Below are 16,591 nucleotides of genomic sequence, written 5' to 3' on the forward strand. Positions count from 1 at the left end.
TTTTAACGCTGATGGAAACACCAGTTTTACAACCGCGCTTTAAAGATTCACCGCATTTCAAGGACTTTTGGATAAACGGAAACGGGAAAGAGCTTATCAACTTTTCCGGGGCAGATGTAAGCTTCAAAAACTTTGAAAAATTTTCACCTTATTTTTATCATATTGATGAAATAGGTGATGAGGTTGTAAAAGATATTTACCTCAAAAAGAAATACCACGAAGCCTCCCGGGAAATCGAGCAATACATAAGAAATGGTGTCTCAGAAAGCGATGATGTCCCCGAAAGTGTAAAAAAACTTTTCCTCCAGACCCAAAAAGTTCCGGATTGGGTAGATTATGATATAATCAAAAAAGGAGCTGAACTCTGTATGAGAAGCAATCTGGATTCATTGATTTCTTTGCGGGATTACTGCCTCATCGGAGGTTACGATTATGCTTACCTCAATAAACCTCTGATCGCCACCGAGGCATTGAAAAAAGGTGCAGTGAAAAGACTTTCTGAAACACTGGATTTTTGGGTAAATATTACGAGATACAATGCTTTGGAAATTCACAAAAAAGGATATGAATTCGCAATAAAAACAAGGCTAATTCATTCCTACGCAAGGCTTTCCATCAAAAAGCATTATAAAAGCTGGGATACTGAAAACTGGGGCGAACCCATTAATTCCTGGGATATGATGGCCACGTACATTGGCTTTAGTCTTGTATTTATGCACAGTCTTCATAAGCTGGGAAATACATTTTCCATTGAAGAAGAAAAAGGACTTTTTCTCCTGTGGAAATACGTGGGATACTTGCTGGGAATCCCTGAAAACCTCCTGCCGGACGACAAAAAGCAGGCTACGGAATATTTTTATTTATGGACATCCGTTCAGCCTCCGTCCGACAAAGATTCTGTTCTCCTGGCTCATTCTCTATTAAACGAATCTTTAGAAAATCCTATTTTAAAATATAAATTCCAGAGAAGAAATCTACGCTACCTGCATATCTGCTGTACATGGTTTTTATTGGATGACGAGGTTTGTAAAAGACTTCAGATTCCTGATGTTGCCAATAAAAAAGCATTCCCCTTAAGCAAATGGATCATTAACAAGATTTATGATAAAACAGTAAGCCGTGAAACAAGAATACAGAAGGGTAATAAAGACCAGATGAAAGTTCTCAGCGATTACCTGAAAATTACCCAAAATTCCAATTTTCATTAAAAATTTTACTGCTTTTTCTTTTCAAAACAAAGACACAAAATTTTATCATTTTTTAACTATAAAAACAGCCTTTAAGAGCAAATAATATTAGTTTTTGACCATAAAATTTCGTAATTTTGATCAATTATTTAAACAACAGATGAGTAACATAGACGATAAGAAAAAAGCACTCGCGCTGGTGCTTGACAAACTAGATAAAACATACGGAAAAGGGACTGTAATGACGTTGGGAGACAGCTCTGTGGATAATACCATTGAAGTAATTCCTTCAGGATCTCTGGGATTAGACATTGCTTTAGGTGTTGGTGGATATCCAAGAGGAAGAATCATTGAAATCTACGGTCCGGAATCTTCAGGTAAAACTACTTTAACCCTTCATGCTATTGCAGAAGCTCAGAAAGCAGGAGGTATTGCAGCCTTCATTGATGCGGAGCACGCTTTTGACAGAGGTTATGCAGGAAAACTGGGAATTGATCTTGAAAACTTAATTATTTCTCAACCCGATAACGGTGAACAGGCACTGGAAATTGCTGATAACCTGATCCGTTCAGGAGCAATCGACATTGTTGTCATTGACTCTGTAGCTGCACTGACTCCAAAAGCGGAGATTGAAGGAGAAATGGGAGATTCTAAAATGGGTCTTCATGCAAGATTGATGTCTCAGGCTTTAAGAAAATTAACGGCTACGATTTCAAGAACAAAATGTACGGTTATCTTCATCAACCAGTTGAGAGAGAAAATCGGGGTAATGTTTGGAAATCCGGAAACTACAACGGGTGGTAACGCACTGAAATTTTACGCTTCCGTAAGAGTTGATATCAGAAAAGCAAGTGCACCGATTAAAAATGGAGATGAGGCAATCGGAAGCCGTGTGAAGGTGAAAATTGTGAAAAACAAAGTAGCTCCACCTTTCAAGCAGGCAGAATTTGACATCATGTACGGTGAAGGGGTTTCCAAGACAGGAGAAATTCTTGACCAGGCCGTAGAGCAGGGAATCGTGAAGAAAAGCGGCTCTTGGTTCAGCTATGAGGAAACAAAATTAGGACAAGGCCGTGATGCTGTGAAAGACGTATTGAAGGACAACCCTGAGCTCGCTGAGGAATTGGAAAACAAAATAAAAGAAGAATTAAAAAATAAATAATAAAAAAGGTCTGAAAATTTCAGACCTTTCTTTACTTGTATTATTGTGAAATCTTGCCCTGCAGCTGAATAGCTCCCGTAACTTTCATTCCTTTTGTAAGCGTTTCAAATCTCATATTATCTTTGTTTACAAAAGCATCAATGGTAAAGAAATCTTCCATTTCAGAATTGGTGATCAATCTTAATTTCAACATATATCCTTTGATACTTCCATCTTCCAGCAATTCTGTTTCTCTAAAATCGATCAACTGAGCGATAAAGTCGAAAAGAGCATAATTAGGAATATCATTATTAGGCATATAAGTTGTAAAGTCATCGCTTAATTTCGTTCCGTCCGGTAAGTCAAACTTTTGATGAATATCCAATACGAAAATAATTCCGCTGATATTTACGTTTAATTTATTTTGAAACTGATAAACATTTTTATTTTCTGCATAATCTGTCGCAAAAAACCAAACTCCAAATGTATCTCTACCCTTTCCACAAACAACTGCTTCCAGATTCTGTGCATTTTCCCATTCATTAATTTCTCTCATTTCAAGATCCAATGAAAAGTCGGTTTTCACTTCAGGATAGATGGTACTGAAATCTTCTGTGAGAACAGTTTTAAATTGAACGTCTTTAAAATCTGTAAGCCTAATTTTATCATTATCATATTCCGGCGAATCCATTTTACACAAAGCCATCGTTTGAACCAGATAATCGGAAATATCGCTGTTTTGAAAATGTTCAAATCCAAAAATTCCGCCCCATGTATTCCCAAGTGTATTTGAATTTGATTTTTTAATTTTAATTCCAATTTCATTGATCGTTTCAGGAACCGCAATCTCTTCTCTGTCTACAAAATAATCTTTTCCTTCCACAAGCTGAGTCAACATAATCTCATTATTTTCGTTATTAGAAAACTCTGAAAATCCCCTGTAGCTGATTTCGTCATTTTCAAAAACGTAAGGCAGTCCTATTTTCGAAGCCTCAGAATCTTTAAAATGATAAGCCATGGTGATTGCCTTTAACTCCTCTTGTCTTGTTGCTAAACTATGATTTCCGTTATTTTCAAACTGCGAATGATACAGAATAATGTATGATTTTATTTTGTCTTCTCTAAGCTCGTTTTCAAATTTCCCCTCCATTCTTTCAATTACTTCTTTTGAAGAAGGAGAATAGGATTCATCGGTAATTAAGTATAGAAAACCTTGTATTTCCCCGTTTTGCTTTTCGTACGCTGCAATTGGAGCATAATCGCCTTTTAGTTGCAAAGAGATTGAATAAACAATATAGTCATTATAGATTTTAGTTTTTTGGTACAAATCGGAAGATTTCACTTCCTCATTCTTTTGTAAAGAAGTTTCCATCGGTTTGCTTTCCAAAATTTCAATTGGTTTTACTTCTGTTTTTTCTTCAGTTTGAGCCTGAACAACTTTCGTTTCCTGTTGCTTATTTTTCTTTTTAAAAATATCAAAAATTCCCATATTATTAATTAATGCGATAAATATAATCAAAACCTAATGATAGAGCATCATTAAAAAAATGTCAAAATGTCACTTTTAGTCAAACGGTATTTTTTTTGAGAAAGAATTGAAAGAAAATTAAAACTATAAATATTATGACTAAAGGAAATATTAATGTATCTGTGGAAAATATTTTCCCGCTTATCAAAAAATTTCTTTACAGTGACCACGAAATATTCCTGAGAGAATTGATCTCCAATGCAACGGACGCTACTTTAAAATTAAAACATCTTACAAGCATTGGCGAGGCAAAAGTTGAGTACGGAAACCCGAAGATTGAGGTTAAGGTAGACAAAGAAAATAAAACGCTTCGTATTATTGACCAGGGAATCGGGATGACGGGTGAGGAAGTTGAAAAATATATTAATCAGGTTGCTTTTTCAGGAGCTGAAGAGTTTTTGGAAAAGTATAAAGATACCGCAAAAGATTCGGGGATTATCGGTCATTTCGGACTTGGGTTTTATTCTGCGTTCATGGTGGCGGAGAAAGTTGAGATCTTAACAAAATCTTACAAGGATGAACCTGCTGTTCGATGGATCTGCGACGGAAGCCCTGAATTTACTTTAGAGGAAACAACCGATAAAACCGACAGAGGAACAGAAATTGTTCTCCACATTGCAGAAGATTCAACAGAATTTCTAGAGGAAGGAAAAATCCGTGAATTGCTGTTAAAATATAACAAATTCATGCCAGTTCCTATTAAATTCGGGACAAGAACACATACGCTGCCTCTACCGGAAGACGCTCCTGAAGATGCCGTTGCGGAAACAGAAGAGGTTGATAATATCATCAACAACCCCACTCCGGCTTGGACCATCGCTCCGAGCGAACTGACGAATGAAGATTATATGAAATTCTATCACGAACTGTACCCGATGCAGTTTGAGGAGCCTTTATTTAATATCCATTTGAATGTAGATTATCCGTTCAATATGACGGGGATTTTATTCTTCCCGAAACTGAACAATAATTTAAATATTGAAAAAGATAAAATTCAGCTCTACCAAAACCAGGTTTTTGTAACGGATGAAGTGAAAGGTATTGTTCCGGATTTCTTAATGCTTCTTCGTGGAGTTATTGATTCTCCGGATATCCCGCTGAATGTATCCCGTTCTTATTTACAGGCTGATGGTGCAGTGAAGAAAATTTCATCTTACATCACGAAAAAAGTAGCCGACAAAATGGCTTCGCTAATCAATGAAAACCGCGAAGATTACGAGAAAAAATGGAACGACATTAAAGTTGTTATCGAATATGGAATTGTAACAGAAGAGAAATTTGCTGAAAAGGCAGATAAATTCACGCTTTATCCTACAACAGACGGAACATATTTCTTGTGGAATGAATTGGAAGAGAAAATTAAATTAAACCAGACAGATAAAGATGGTAATTTAATTGTTCTTTATACTTCAAATGCGGATGAGCAGCACAGCTATATTCAATCTGCAAAAGATAAAGGATACGAAGTTCTGCTTCTGGACTCCCCGATTATTCCTCACGTTATTCAAAAGCTGGAGACTTCAAAAGAGAAAGTTTCTTTTGTACGAGTGGATGCGGATCACATCAATAATTTAATTAAAAAGGACGAGCCTATTATTTCTAAATTAAATGAAACTGAAAAAGAATCTTTAAAGAAAAATGTAGAAGAGGCTATTAATGACAAGAAATTTACCGTTCAGCTGGAAGATTTAGACAGTAATGATGCTCCTTTCACAATCACTCAGCCTGAGTTTATGAGAAGAATGAAGGATATGCAGGCAACCGGCGGTGGCGGCATGTTTGGAATGGGTGGCTTCCCGGAAATGTATAACCTGGTGGTGAACTCCAACAGTGAATTTGCGAGCCAGATTTTGAAAGCTGAAGATACAGAAGAAAAAGAAGGTCTGATTAAATACGCATTGGATCTGGCTAAACTTTCCCAGAATTTATTAAAAGGAAAAGATCTGACAGACTTTATCCAAAGAAGTTATCAGAATCTGAATAAATAATTTGACTATTTTATATTGAAAACCGGCGGAGCTTTGCTTCGCCGGTTTTGTTAGGTTTCGGGGGCGACGAAGTCGCCCCCGAAACCTGTATGTTAATTATATTTAGTCAAAGATTACAAACTAATCCTGACTGATATATTCTCCATCCACATACCCTCCGTTTACATAACGGGTTGTATCATTCGTGTGCCATGCGTAAACTCCCGAGATCATGATACCGAGATCCTGCACATAATCAGAAACCATTTCCTGCCATTTGCCGAATACCGGTAAATTTTTCTGCAATACTAAAAACTCATTTAAATAATTATCATGAAGCTCCATTGTCATGTTATAAGCATCTTTTATTGATACGTTATGCTCCTGCTGCATGACTTTTACAAGATTCATGGTATCCCCTTCCCGATGAAGCTCTTTGGGTAAGGAAATGATGTCATTGTGTATACCTATCATCAAAGCGCAAAGCGTATGGAGGCGCAGAATATGTGAGTGCTCAAGTACTTCATCAGGCAGCTGGCGGTATTCTTTCTGCATTGCTACATATTTACAAAAAGGCTGGACTCCGCTGGTAGCTTCACGAATAAGCAGGTAGACAGCCAATGGAGGAATAGTATTAGTTCTGTAATAAGCTCTTTCGTCTGCATAGCCTATCAGGACATCATGTAACGATTTTATGAATTTATTGTATAATCTTTCAGGCATTTCACATTTGACAGCATCCTGTCTCAGTATCCAGAATTGATGGAATATGCCATTTTCAGCAGGTTCAGCAGATTCTCCCTTAAGCAATGACATAATTTTGTTACTTATATCGATCATTTCGCTGTGGCTGCAAAGATCCCAATAATCATCCATCATCGCTCCATTGGCGGCGTAGTTTGCCAGAGGCCGCAATTCGGCAAGTGTTTTCAAAAAGGGACATCCTCTTGATGCAATATCAGTAAGGTTGTGTTTTTTATGTTTTTCACGGGCTTCTTTACTGTGAAAAGTATACTCTCTATCTATCCAGCTATAATATTCTTCTCGTTGCTGTTGAAAATCTGGATGTATAAAATCCGGAAAAGGATATTGAGGTTTCGGAAGTTCTTGCAAACCGGCATAGAATTCCTGATCTGAAATGGTTGTTTTCATAGTATTGTTTTTATGATTAGTAGTTATGCTAAAAATAAATAAAAATTACTTTGTAAATCAGATTATTATGAATATTTAAAGAAACCCCTTATTATAAAGTGTTTATGAATGCAGAACAGATGAATTTTTTAATTTTTTAGACTAATTTATTCGACATTTTTCGCCCTTGAGACAGTAACATATCTCTTTCGTTAGAATTATTTAATAGTTTGAAAGTTGAAAATCGTTGAGAAATTTTTCTTTCAATTTATTTGGAAAAATGTTTCGGCGGTGCCTTTGGCACCGCCGAAACATTTTTGTTTGGACTGGATCTCGAGAACTTTAGCCTGACAGACAGTCCAACAGTTTTATATCTAAGTATTAGCAATGTCAGGCTGAGGCTTTCGAAGCCTTAAGGCTATATTTTATTGATATCATAATTCATTCAAAGGATCCCAAAACAGATTCTTAAAATTTTTAATCCTAAAATTTTCCACAACAATACCCTCTGCCTCCAATCTTTTTTGAAATTCAGGCACAGATAAAGTTCCCGAGCTGGAAATCACGCGGTGTGCCGGCACATCTTCAGGGCAGCCTCCCATCGCTTTTCCAACGTGGCGGGAATGATTCGGGTAGCCCACAGCTTTCGCAATCGCCCCATAACTCGTTACTCTTCCTTTGGGAACTAATTTCGTAATTTCCCAGACCTGCTGTTTGAATATTTCGTTCATAAAAAATCTGAATGGAATAAAGTTAAACAATAATTTATGATTGCAAAATTTAGTATTAAAGCTAATTCAATTTTATTAGGATTTCTTATCATAGATCAAGATTAAGAAATTTTATGATTTGTACATTTAGATATACTTAGTTTTAAAATAAGGAAATCCTGATCAGATTAGTGAAAAATAAATTTAATTATGTTAGTGGAGATTGTCTGTCGGAAACGGCGGGCAATTTTTTTACTGGATTATTTTTAAATTGTTTTTTTACTCGCATAATTTTTGAATAGTATACTTAAAAAAGATTGATCATGAAAAAATCCGTTTTTAGATTCTTGAATAAAGTCAATAAAGCGATTTTACCAAAGCTGAGCAATAAAGATCCTAATAAGCTGACCAAACTTCAAAAAGGAATTCTGGCTTACCGGTATTTCGTGCTGGTGAATTCTCTGGACTGACAGCCGCGTGAGGGATATGGAGGGTGCGACCGGAGGGAGCAGTCTCGTCACGCTTCGCGTGACGAGACCGAAACGAAGTGGAGCCCGGAGAAGCCCGACCCGAGCGTGGATTTGCTTTGGCAGGGGCACGCCTCAATTTATAATAATTAACCACAGATTTACTCAGATTTACACGGATGTTTGCTTAAATATTAAAATCTACCCATGCTCAATTAGTGAGAGGAAATATTCACTAAACAATTACAATCATCTGTGTAAATCTGAGTAAATCTGTGGTCAATAAACTAAAAAAACGCTCCAAAAATTGAAGCGTTTTTATGTTAAGATGACAATCGTATTCTTATGAATTTTCTAAAATATAAGAAAACATTAATGGTGCACAAATAGTTGCATCACTTTCAACGATAAATTTCGGTGTCGTGATATCTAGCTTACCCCAGGTAATTTTCTCATTAGGAACCGCTCCGGAATAAGAACCGTAAGACGTCGTAGAATCTGAAATCTGACAGAAATATGACCAGAAAGGAATGTCATGCATTTCCATATCCTGATACAGCATGGGTACAACACAGATCGGGAAATCACCCGCAATACCACCTCCAATCTGGAAAAATCCTACTCCTTTTCCGGCTGAGTATTTTGTATACCAGTCTGCTAGATATGCCATATACTCGATCCCTGACTTCATTGTAGAGAATTTCAACTCTCCTTTGATACAGTAAGAAGCGAAGATGTTACCCATGGTAGAATCTTCCCATCCCGGAACCACGATCGGCAGGTTTTTCTCAGCTGCAGCAATCATCCAGGAATTTTCTCTGGGAATTTCATAATACTGCTCCAAAACTCCGGAAAGGATCATTTTGTACATATATTCATGCGGGAAGTATCTTTCTCCTTTATCATCTGCATCTTTCCAGATCTGGAAAATATGCTTCTGCAATCTCCTGAAAGCTTCTTCTTCAGGAATACACGTATCCGTAACCCTGTTTAGCCCTCTTTCCAGAAGATCCCATTCTTCCTGCGGGGTAAGGTCTCTGTAATGAGGAACCCTTTCGTAGTGAGAATGTGCTACCAGATTCATTAAATCTTCTTCAAGATTAGCTCCCGTACAAGAAATAAAATCTACTTTATCCTGACGGATCATCTCCGCAAGAATTTTCCCCAACTCCGCAGTAGACATAGCTCCGGCAAGGGTAATCATCATTTTTCCGCCATCCTTAAGATGGGCAACATATCCTTTAGAAGCGTCCACCAATGCAGCTGCATTAAAGTGCAGATAATATTTTTCTATAAATTCAGTTATCGGTTTGCTCATTTTTTTGATTTTTGCAAAGATAAAACTTAAAAACGGAATGTAATGGCTGCACTTAAAGAAAAACTCTAGACAAAAGAAGTTTTTATTATCCAATTTAGCCTAGTCATTCCCGTTCTGTCTTATTGATTTTATTATTTTAAAAGTACAGCTTATCGAGAACTGTACTTTCATCTTACAATTGCATTATCCCTTCCAAGGTTCTACCTTCATGATTTCTATTTTTCTTTCTCCATCTTTAAAAGGCCATTTGATGACATCACCTACTCTGTATCCTACCGTTGCAAGAGCAATATCTGACAAAATAGAGTACTTATTTTTTGCAGGTTTTGCTTTAACAGATGCTACAAAAATATATTCGTGCTCAAAGTCCCGCGTATGATCTTTGATGGTAACTTTTCTGTCGACCGTCACAATATCCGATGGAAGATCCCTTCTCAGAACCTGTTTTGCTTTTCTCAATTCTTCCGCTAATCTTTTTTCTTCAGCCATGGTTACTTTTTTTCTTCTTAATGTATCCTTGATGGCATCATAAATTCCGGTTGTTACAATAATATTTTCTGACATTTTTTTAATTTAAACTAGATAAGATGGTCTTCCAATGATCCAACGTAGGAATACAGAATATAAGCTTCTGTTTCCTATGAAAAACACATCAAAATTTTGAAATAATCGGAAAATCCCCTGCCTTGGATCCTGACAGGGCTTAATTGATAAACTCCTTAGAACATTTAAGGAATGAGTCTGTATGTAAATACAATAATGACAACAACAGCTTCGGCTGGCAAAGTTTTTCGGAAAGAGAAATTTTTGTTGTCAAAATCATTTATATATTGAATGTTTGCTAAGATAAGAATTTCTTTTTAGATTTAAAAATCAATGCTTTACATTAATTTACAGGACTTAAATAAACTTAAAATTTAAACTTTCTGTTCTCCTTTTTTTCGGAAAGCTTTTTCTTGGTATCCAGTCTTTTTTGCTTTTGGGATTTTGAAGGTTTTGTAGCGACACGTTTTTTAGGAATAATAAGCGCTTTATCTACTATTTCAAGAATTTTTTCAATCGCCTTATTCTTATTCATTAATTGGGTTCTGCTTTCCGAAACCGTCAGAAATAAAAATCCTTCGGCATTTATTCTGTTTTTTAATTTATTTTGAATTAAAATCTTTTGATCATCATTAAAAAGTTCAGATTCGTTTACATTCCAGAGCACAGTAACGGCAGTTTCCACTTTATTCACATTCTGTCCTCCTGCCCCACTACTGCGGGAAGTTTTGAAACTTAGTTCTTTTGAGAAATCTTTCATTTTTTAATCAGACTATAGTATGTACAGCGTAAAGATAAAGACTTAAATGATGTTTTTTAATTTAATTCTATTTACTTTTCCATTGGGAGTTCTTGGAATTTCTTCGATGAAAATAATTTCTTTCGGCCTGTGAAAACTTTTCTCAAACGGAATATGTGAAATTTTTTCAATCAAATCATCAGATTGCTTTCCTTCAATAATAAGCATCAATTTCTGTCCCAAACTTTCATCATCTACTCCTAAAAATACAGCTTCATTCGGAATTATTCTTTTTACAAGTGCTTCCAGCTGCTCCGGGAAAATTTTCGCGCCTCCGGAATTGATTACATTATCAATTCGACCTAAGAACTTAAATTGCTTCTTATTTATAATCTCAACTAAATCATTAGTTTGTAAAATTTCCGAATTTAAATCCGGAGCAAAAATCTTCAGACAGCCCCTGCTGTCAGTAGAAATTTCGACATTCTCAAAAACAGTAAAAAAATCTTCAGGATGCGGAAAAATTTGCTTTAAACCAATATGAGAGAGTGTTTCAGACATTCCGTAGGTTTCGAAAATCTGTGCATCAGAACTTTTGAGGGTTTGTGCAATCTTCTTTTTTAAATTTTCCGAAACTGCCGCCCCGCCAATGATTAAATTTTTAATTAAATATAATTTATCCAGGGAATTTTCAACCTGAAGCGGTGTCATGGCGCAAAAATTTATTTTTTCATTAAGATCATTTAAAGGCTTTAAAGAAGGATCGGAAGTGATAAGTTTTAGATTTTTTACCAAGGATCGGACAATCATCATTTTCCCTGAGATATATTCTACCGGCAGACAAATCAAAGCAGAATCTCCTTCTTTTAAACCAAGGAAATTACAGGTCATTACGGCAGAGTTTACCATTTTTTTTTTCTCAATATCAAATATTTTAGGAATACCTGTGGAGCCCGAAGTTTGCACCTTTACCGTCTCTGATCCTGAAAACCATTCTTCCAGAAATTGTTTTATTTTTTCATCAAATTCTGTTTGAAAATATAATTGATTAATATTGAGATTCTTGAAATCTATCACCATAATTACCGCAAATAAAAAGTGAAGTAAATTTAAAAAAAACTTTAAAAAGTTCTTGCAAATAATTAAAAAAGCTGTAAATTTGCACCACTAAAATAAACAAAGACCCATGGTGTAGCGGTAACACTACTGATTTTGGTTCAGTCATCTGGGGTTCGAATCCCTGTGGGTCTACGAAAAACCATCCTCTTAAGGATGGTTTTTTATGTATTATTTAAAATAAAAAGGGAACTTATAATAAATTCCCATAATTATTTATTTTGCAGCTTGTATTTATTAAATATTTCAGAGCGGAAATTGATATTATAAAGCCCGGAGCGGATACTTATGAAATCTTTAAATATATACTCGATAATCATTTTCCATTTGTGAAAGCCTGAGGCATTAGCTATTTTAAAACTCCGGTACATTCTTTTGATATGAAGCCTGATATTTTCAGAAATTCCGGTTTCGTGCCTCGCCCACTCATCAATTTCTTTCCAAAGCAATATCCTGGTGGAAGCTGAGCTTATTTTGCCGGTATCCACTTTAGTAATTCTATTATTTTCGTGCACTCCCCTTACAGCAACAGCCTCGTCCAAAATACCCGGATAAAGATCTGAATAGAAAGATAAGCGGAAAAGGAATTCCGTGTCTTCATGAAATCTTAAGTTGGATTTAAAAAGAGTATCCATTTTTTTTAACGATTCTTTCCTGACCGTTAAAGTATCAAGACTAAAAAGCCCGAAGCTTCCCCGCATATTCAGCTGCCCCGGAAATACATTTTTTGGATCATGCCTTTTATAAACAGTTGTGAGGCGGTCTCCAAACACGCTGTAATACTGCTCCCTGGCTTTATCTGAGTAATATTGCACACCCAAAGCTCCGTAAACACCTTCTACATTGGGATCTTTGAACAATTCTTTTTCAGCATCAAAACGATTGGGAAGAAAATAATCATCAGCATCCAGAAAAGCAACAAAATCTCCTGTAGAATTATTTATTCCAAGATTCCTGCTATCGGAAGGTCCGTGATTTTTTTTATCATGATGCTGAAAGAGTTTTACCTTTTCATATTTTTCTGAAAGCTTTCTGCAAATTTCAAGAGCATTATCCGGTGATTTATCTTCTATTAAGATTACCTCGCAAACCTCATCAAACTGCAAGGCAGATTCTACAGCAGCAGTCACATACTTTTCAGCATTATAAACCGGAATTATTACAGAAATTTTCATTTTTTTAATATTAACAGATATTCTATATGTTGAAATCTGACTTAATAATTTGTCGCACTATTATATTATCAAAAATAAGTGATTTATTCTTTTCTATGAAAAATATTAACAATAACATTTGTTTTGAATATTAAATTTTCAGTTTTTAAATACTAATAGATATTTTTTCATTCAATAATGATAACTTTTACCCGCTCAGATACCAGATAAAAAGCCAAAGATGTTGTGCTTTGGCTTTGTAAGTCTGGGATAGTGTGTTTTTAGAATCAAATGTTATTTGAGGGATGATTAGTTTTAATTATTATCTTGATATCTGATAAAAATCTACAGTAGGCATTACCGTTTGATCCGCGATCCCAAGATATCTGAAATCGACAATATCTCCTGGAGAAACATAGATTACAACACTTCCATCAGCTTCAATTGGCGGGCCTGTTGTACGTCCTGGTGCCACTGTCCGCTTAAGTGAACCATTAACAAAAATTCCAATTTTACCCGACTGACCGGTTGAAGGTAAAAGCTCTGTAATATATGATGCATTAATCTGATAAAGTCCCATTCCATTGGTAGGTATGGTAAAGCTATCCGTAGTAAGATCGAAATCATTGGTTATCTTTCCAATTGTCTTAGTGGTAAAATCAAGTTTTGTCCAGACTCCGGTAGGTATTGCCTGATAAGTATCTCTCTTAACAGAAAAATAAACTTCGGCATTCTGAGCACCAACAGTGGAATTTTTGCTTACCCAGCCTGTTCCGTCCCAATAATATTCTCCGACACCTTTGGCAGGATAAGCTTCCGAACCCGTCACCAAATCCGGATTAGTATTATATACTGTAATCCCATGAGACGCAGCATCCAAATAGTTTCCGGACATGGGGGCCCAAAATGTAGTTACGGTCAACGGAATTTGCGGCAGTCGCAATCCTTTCCCACCGGTACCGCTGAGTTCCAGTACACTTCCGAAAAAAGGCGTTGAAGTTCCGATTGCAGTCCTTCCCTGGATAATCAGTCCGTTTGTAGGAGCCGCAGCACCTGTATAGCCTGCACCTATTGACTGCCTCCCGTTCACTGTTAAAGTATTAGTAGGAGCTGGTGTATTGATGCCAACATTGCCCGCTTGAGCATTAAGTATAGTAAAAAAGCTTACCACACTCAGTAGGGTTATAATTTTTTTCATTTTTTTCATTCGTTTCAATAATCAAAAATAGCTGATTACCAATAATTTAAATCGAAAACATTGTACTAATAATACTACATTGGCGTACGAATTACACTACAAACATCGTATGCTAATTATTCAACCCTGACTATGAAGAATAGAAAAGAGGAATTAGAATGATGAAGTATAATTTTAATGAAACTGGAAAAAAATATCGCAGGTGGGTGGCCTGCGATATGGGAATGATAGTTAAGTACGTCATCATTTAATTCTATGATTAAGTAACTTATTAAGAAAGGTAATAAATTTTTATTTTTATAATTGTAATTATTTCTGATATTCTACAAAAATATAGCCTTGCCCTCCGAAGCCTAAAGAATCTCCGTCAGCTATATGATAATTGACTCTATAATACGTCTGGTCGGTATAGGAAAAATACATGAATTGGCTATGTCCATCATTGAAACAGTCAATATATGTTGCCGGAATAGTTGAGAAAGAAGTTCCTACTGTAATAGGATAATTAAGTTGGAAGCCACCTTGACCATTAGCTTGTGATGTGCCATACTGCCCATGAACAATTCCGATATTATTAGCTCCGGTAATTGATCTTGCTTGTATTGTTGTAAAGGGCCCTGTTCCTGGCGAAGAACATTGCCCAGGTATTACTTTAAATTGCATTGTTCCTATCTGAAGTGTTGGGCTTTCTGTAACTGTTGCATTAACAGGGTATGAAACAAATCTTGTTTGTATTGGTGCAGCACTCTGGACTACCACATTTCCGGCAGCATCTATTCCTAAAGCGGAAGCATCCGCTGTTGCAGGTGTAGCATTGTTTATATTAGAAAATTTCAATCCTGAGGTTCCTGTTGTACCCGATGCAATTTCCAGTTTTGCAGTAGGTGCCGCAATTCCGATTCCTACATTCCCTGTACCTGTGAATCCTAAATTATTTCCATTAAGACTTACATTCCTTACCCCTGCTAATGTTCCGTCAGCATTGTAAATATTAATTCCGTCACCAGTTGCCATCTTCACCCAGGCCGCTCCGTCGAAATAATAAAAGCCGACAGTATTTATATTCACAGCCGTTCCTGTCTGCGTTCCCGTAGAAACATCACTCACGTAGATCATGGTAGAAGCAGGAACCGCGGTCATGCTCTGAGCACGCTGCCTGTTTACACGTGGTACCAGCACACCATCTACTGTATTGGATGTGCCTGTAGGAGCTTTAGCTGTGATATCTAAAGTAGCAGCCGGAGCTGGTGTATTCACTCCCACCTGAGCAAAAAAGCTTATTGAAAGTAATATCGAACCTAGTAAAAATAATTTTTTCATTGTATGTTAGTTTTAAATTAAGTATGAAATGCGTAGAAATAGTAACCATATAGAAAAATTTATATGATAGTCAATTCATTTTCAGCTGTTTCCGGAAGATGTCCCGGATTAGAGATAATTTTTGAAGTTGAAAATTCGTTTTGAGAATGTCACAGATATTTTAAAACCCTAATCAGAATTTTAATAATGGATCAGTGCTTTTTGCTTAATATGTATTGTAGATAGTGGTGATCAGTTATTTTTTTCATCCCTATTTTTTTTATTCAAAAATATAGGATTTGTAATGGTGGACATAATGGTTCTTGTACCAATTACACTACAATATTGTACTAAAAATACTACAAAAGAGATTGTTTAACCCTAAAAGGCTAACAGTTTATCCAAAAGAAAATATGATTAAGAGAACTTGGAATTAATTAAATTGAATTTAAAAATAAATAGTTTTAGATTTTAGGAAAATTATAGCTGCTGCAGACTTTCAAAAGATCCACAAGGTTGCTTACGCCCAGCTTTGCATAAATTCGCCTTTTATAGGTGCTCGCCGTGGTCATTTGTATATCCAGAATATTGGCTACTTCAAGGTTGCCGTTTCCTTCTACCAGAAGCTTTAAAACCTGAAGTTCTCTTTCGGATAAAAGCTCATGGAGATCTTTTTTCTGTTGTTGCGTAGCTACCAGCTCCATTAGGCGGGGAGTATAGTAGTATCCGTCTTCAAGAATAGATTCTACTGCCCGAATGAGTGTTTTTTCGCTGCTCATTTTATTAAGGTAACCTTCTGCCCCTTCCTGAATATATTCTACAACTGCATTTTCTTTATATGAAGTAAAAACCATTATCAGAAGATCTTCCTGAATGGCTTTCAGCTCTTTGATCATGTATTTGAAGACACTACCCTCCATTTCAATATCCAGAATCAAAAGATTAAATTTTTCTTCCTGAAGCTTTTGCTTTACCTCATCATAATTTTCTGCATAATCAAAAAAAGTATTGGGCATATGGCTTTCCAGTACCATTGCAGTGCCCAGCCTTACGACAGAGTGATCGTCAGCAATCAGTATTTTTTTATCCATAG

At 36.1% G+C, this 16,591-nt stretch carries 15 protein-coding genes and 1 tRNA gene; 5 read left to right on the plus strand and 11 right to left on the minus strand.

What is annotated here, in order from left to right; translation table 11 throughout:
* The first annotated feature begins 11 nt into the window (after window positions 1-11).
* Entirely contained in the window at window positions 12-1,208 is a 1,197-nt protein-coding gene (locus H560_RS0116125; protein WP_034753064.1) for an oxygenase MpaB family protein, read from the plus strand.
* Between the two features lie 139 nt (window positions 1,209-1,347).
* The gene (gene recA / locus H560_RS0116130) at window positions 1,348-2,349 is read left to right on the plus strand and encodes a recombinase RecA (protein ID WP_027380982.1); all 1,002 of its coding nucleotides are present in this window, start codon (window positions 1,348-1,350) and stop codon (window positions 2,347-2,349) included.
* Between the two features lie 40 nt (window positions 2,350-2,389).
* Here recA and H560_RS0116135 read toward each other — a convergent pair whose 3' ends face one another.
* Window positions 2,390-3,817 (minus strand): hypothetical protein, encoded by a 1,428-nt coding sequence (locus tag H560_RS0116135; protein ID WP_027380983.1) that lies wholly within the window; start codon window positions 3,815-3,817, stop codon window positions 2,390-2,392.
* 134 nt (window positions 3,818-3,951) lie between these two features.
* Here H560_RS0116135 and htpG point away from each other — a divergent pair, with 134 nt between their 5' ends.
* Window positions 3,952-5,844 (plus strand): molecular chaperone HtpG, encoded by a 1,893-nt coding sequence (gene htpG / locus H560_RS0116140; protein ID WP_027380984.1) that lies wholly within the window; start codon window positions 3,952-3,954, stop codon window positions 5,842-5,844.
* Window positions 5,845-5,964: 120 nt separating this feature from the next.
* Here the strand turns inward: htpG and H560_RS0116145 are convergent, their stop codons facing one another.
* Window positions 5,965-6,975 (minus strand): terpene synthase family protein, encoded by a 1,011-nt coding sequence (locus H560_RS0116145; RefSeq protein WP_027380985.1) that lies wholly within the window; start codon window positions 6,973-6,975, stop codon window positions 5,965-5,967.
* 413 nt (window positions 6,976-7,388) lie between these two features.
* Window positions 7,389-7,685 carry an MGMT family protein gene (locus H560_RS0116150; RefSeq protein WP_027380986.1) on the minus strand — a complete coding sequence of 99 codons (297 nt, stop codon included), beginning with the start codon at window positions 7,683-7,685 and terminating at the stop codon, window positions 7,389-7,391.
* 302 nt (window positions 7,686-7,987) lie between these two features.
* Between H560_RS0116150 and H560_RS23180 the strand changes: the two genes are divergently transcribed.
* Complete coding sequence (locus H560_RS23180) at window positions 7,988-8,134, plus strand: hypothetical protein (protein ID WP_169725967.1); 147 nt, start codon at window positions 7,988-7,990, stop codon at window positions 8,132-8,134.
* A 340-nt stretch (window positions 8,135-8,474) separates the two neighbouring features.
* Here H560_RS23180 and H560_RS0116160 read toward each other — a convergent pair whose 3' ends face one another.
* From H560_RS0116160 to H560_RS0116175, 4 genes are all read right to left on the minus strand, one after another.
* A complete protein-coding gene (locus H560_RS0116160; RefSeq protein ID WP_027380987.1) occupies window positions 8,475-9,449 on the minus strand; it encodes a deoxyhypusine synthase family protein in 975 nt (324 codons plus the stop codon).
* 183 nt (window positions 9,450-9,632) lie between these two features.
* A complete protein-coding gene (locus tag H560_RS0116165; protein ID WP_027380988.1) occupies window positions 9,633-10,013 on the minus strand; it encodes a GreA/GreB family elongation factor in 381 nt (126 codons plus the stop codon).
* A 346-nt stretch (window positions 10,014-10,359) separates the two neighbouring features.
* On the minus strand, window positions 10,360-10,752 hold the full coding sequence (gene arfB / locus H560_RS0116170; RefSeq protein ID WP_027380989.1) for an alternative ribosome rescue aminoacyl-tRNA hydrolase ArfB: 393 nt from the start codon (window positions 10,750-10,752) through the stop codon (window positions 10,360-10,362).
* A gap of 42 nt (window positions 10,753-10,794) precedes the next feature.
* Window positions 10,795-11,811 (minus strand): AMP-binding protein, encoded by a 1,017-nt coding sequence (locus H560_RS0116175; protein ID WP_027380990.1) that lies wholly within the window; start codon window positions 11,809-11,811, stop codon window positions 10,795-10,797.
* Window positions 11,812-11,911: 100 nt separating this feature from the next.
* On the opposite strand from H560_RS0116175, the gene H560_RS0116180 reads away from it, so the two are divergent.
* Window positions 11,912-11,982: transfer RNA gene (locus H560_RS0116180), tRNA-Gln, on the plus strand.
* A 77-nt stretch (window positions 11,983-12,059) separates the two neighbouring features.
* On the opposite strand, the gene H560_RS0116185 is transcribed toward H560_RS0116180, so the two are convergent.
* From H560_RS0116185 to H560_RS0116200, 4 genes are all read right to left on the minus strand, one after another.
* Window positions 12,060-13,022 carry a glycosyltransferase family 2 protein gene (locus H560_RS0116185; RefSeq protein WP_027380991.1) on the minus strand — a complete coding sequence of 321 codons (963 nt, stop codon included), beginning with the start codon at window positions 13,020-13,022 and terminating at the stop codon, window positions 12,060-12,062.
* Between the two features lie 301 nt (window positions 13,023-13,323).
* Window positions 13,324-14,199, minus strand: a complete 876-nt coding sequence (locus tag H560_RS0116190) for a hypothetical protein (protein WP_155845032.1) — start codon at window positions 14,197-14,199, stop codon at window positions 13,324-13,326.
* Window positions 14,200-14,508: 309 nt separating this feature from the next.
* Complete coding sequence (locus H560_RS22540; RefSeq protein WP_051289365.1) at window positions 14,509-15,519, minus strand: hypothetical protein; 1,011 nt, start codon at window positions 15,517-15,519, stop codon at window positions 14,509-14,511.
* 443 nt (window positions 15,520-15,962) lie between these two features.
* Window positions 15,963-16,589, minus strand: coding sequence for a response regulator transcription factor (locus tag H560_RS0116200; protein ID WP_027380993.1), 627 nt, complete (start codon window positions 16,587-16,589; stop codon window positions 15,963-15,965).
* Between the last annotated feature and the right edge of the window lie 2 nt (window positions 16,590-16,591).

It is taken from the genome of Chryseobacterium daeguense DSM 19388 (genome assembly GCF_000430825.1).
Taxonomy (GTDB): domain Bacteria; phylum Bacteroidota; class Bacteroidia; order Flavobacteriales; family Weeksellaceae; genus Chryseobacterium; species Chryseobacterium daeguense.

Coding starts and splice junctions, on each gene's coding strand:
- H560_RS0116125 (WP_034753064.1), top strand. CDS start 12: ATGGAAACACCAGTTTTACAACCGCGCTTTAAAGATTCACCGCATTTC.
- recA (WP_027380982.1), top strand. CDS start 1,348: ATGAGTAACATAGACGATAAGAAAAAAGCACTCGCGCTGGTGCTTGAC.
- H560_RS0116135 (WP_027380983.1), bottom strand. CDS start 3,817: ATGGGAATTTTTGATATTTTTAAAAAGAAAAATAAGCAACAGGAAACG.
- htpG (WP_027380984.1), top strand. CDS start 3,952: ATGACTAAAGGAAATATTAATGTATCTGTGGAAAATATTTTCCCGCTT.
- H560_RS0116145 (WP_027380985.1), bottom strand. CDS start 6,975: ATGAAAACAACCATTTCAGATCAGGAATTCTATGCCGGTTTGCAAGAA.
- H560_RS0116150 (WP_027380986.1), bottom strand. CDS start 7,685: ATGAACGAAATATTCAAACAGCAGGTCTGGGAAATTACGAAATTAGTT.
- H560_RS23180 (WP_169725967.1), top strand. CDS start 7,988: ATGAAAAAATCCGTTTTTAGATTCTTGAATAAAGTCAATAAAGCGATT.
- H560_RS0116160 (WP_027380987.1), bottom strand. CDS start 9,449: ATGAGCAAACCGATAACTGAATTTATAGAAAAATATTATCTGCACTTT.
- H560_RS0116165 (WP_027380988.1), bottom strand. CDS start 10,013: ATGTCAGAAAATATTATTGTAACAACCGGAATTTATGATGCCATCAAG.
- arfB (WP_027380989.1), bottom strand. CDS start 10,752: ATGAAAGATTTCTCAAAAGAACTAAGTTTCAAAACTTCCCGCAGTAGT.
- H560_RS0116175 (WP_027380990.1), bottom strand. CDS start 11,811: ATGGTGATAGATTTCAAGAATCTCAATATTAATCAATTATATTTTCAA.
- H560_RS0116185 (WP_027380991.1), bottom strand. CDS start 13,022: ATGAAAATTTCTGTAATAATTCCGGTTTATAATGCTGAAAAGTATGTG.
- H560_RS0116190 (WP_155845032.1), bottom strand. CDS start 14,199: ATGAAAAAAATTATAACCCTACTGAGTGTGGTAAGCTTTTTTACTATA.
- H560_RS22540 (WP_051289365.1), bottom strand. CDS start 15,519: ATGAAAAAATTATTTTTACTAGGTTCGATATTACTTTCAATAAGCTTT.
- H560_RS0116200 (WP_027380993.1), bottom strand. CDS start 16,589: ATGGATAAAAAAATACTGATTGCTGACGATCACTCTGTCGTAAGGCTG.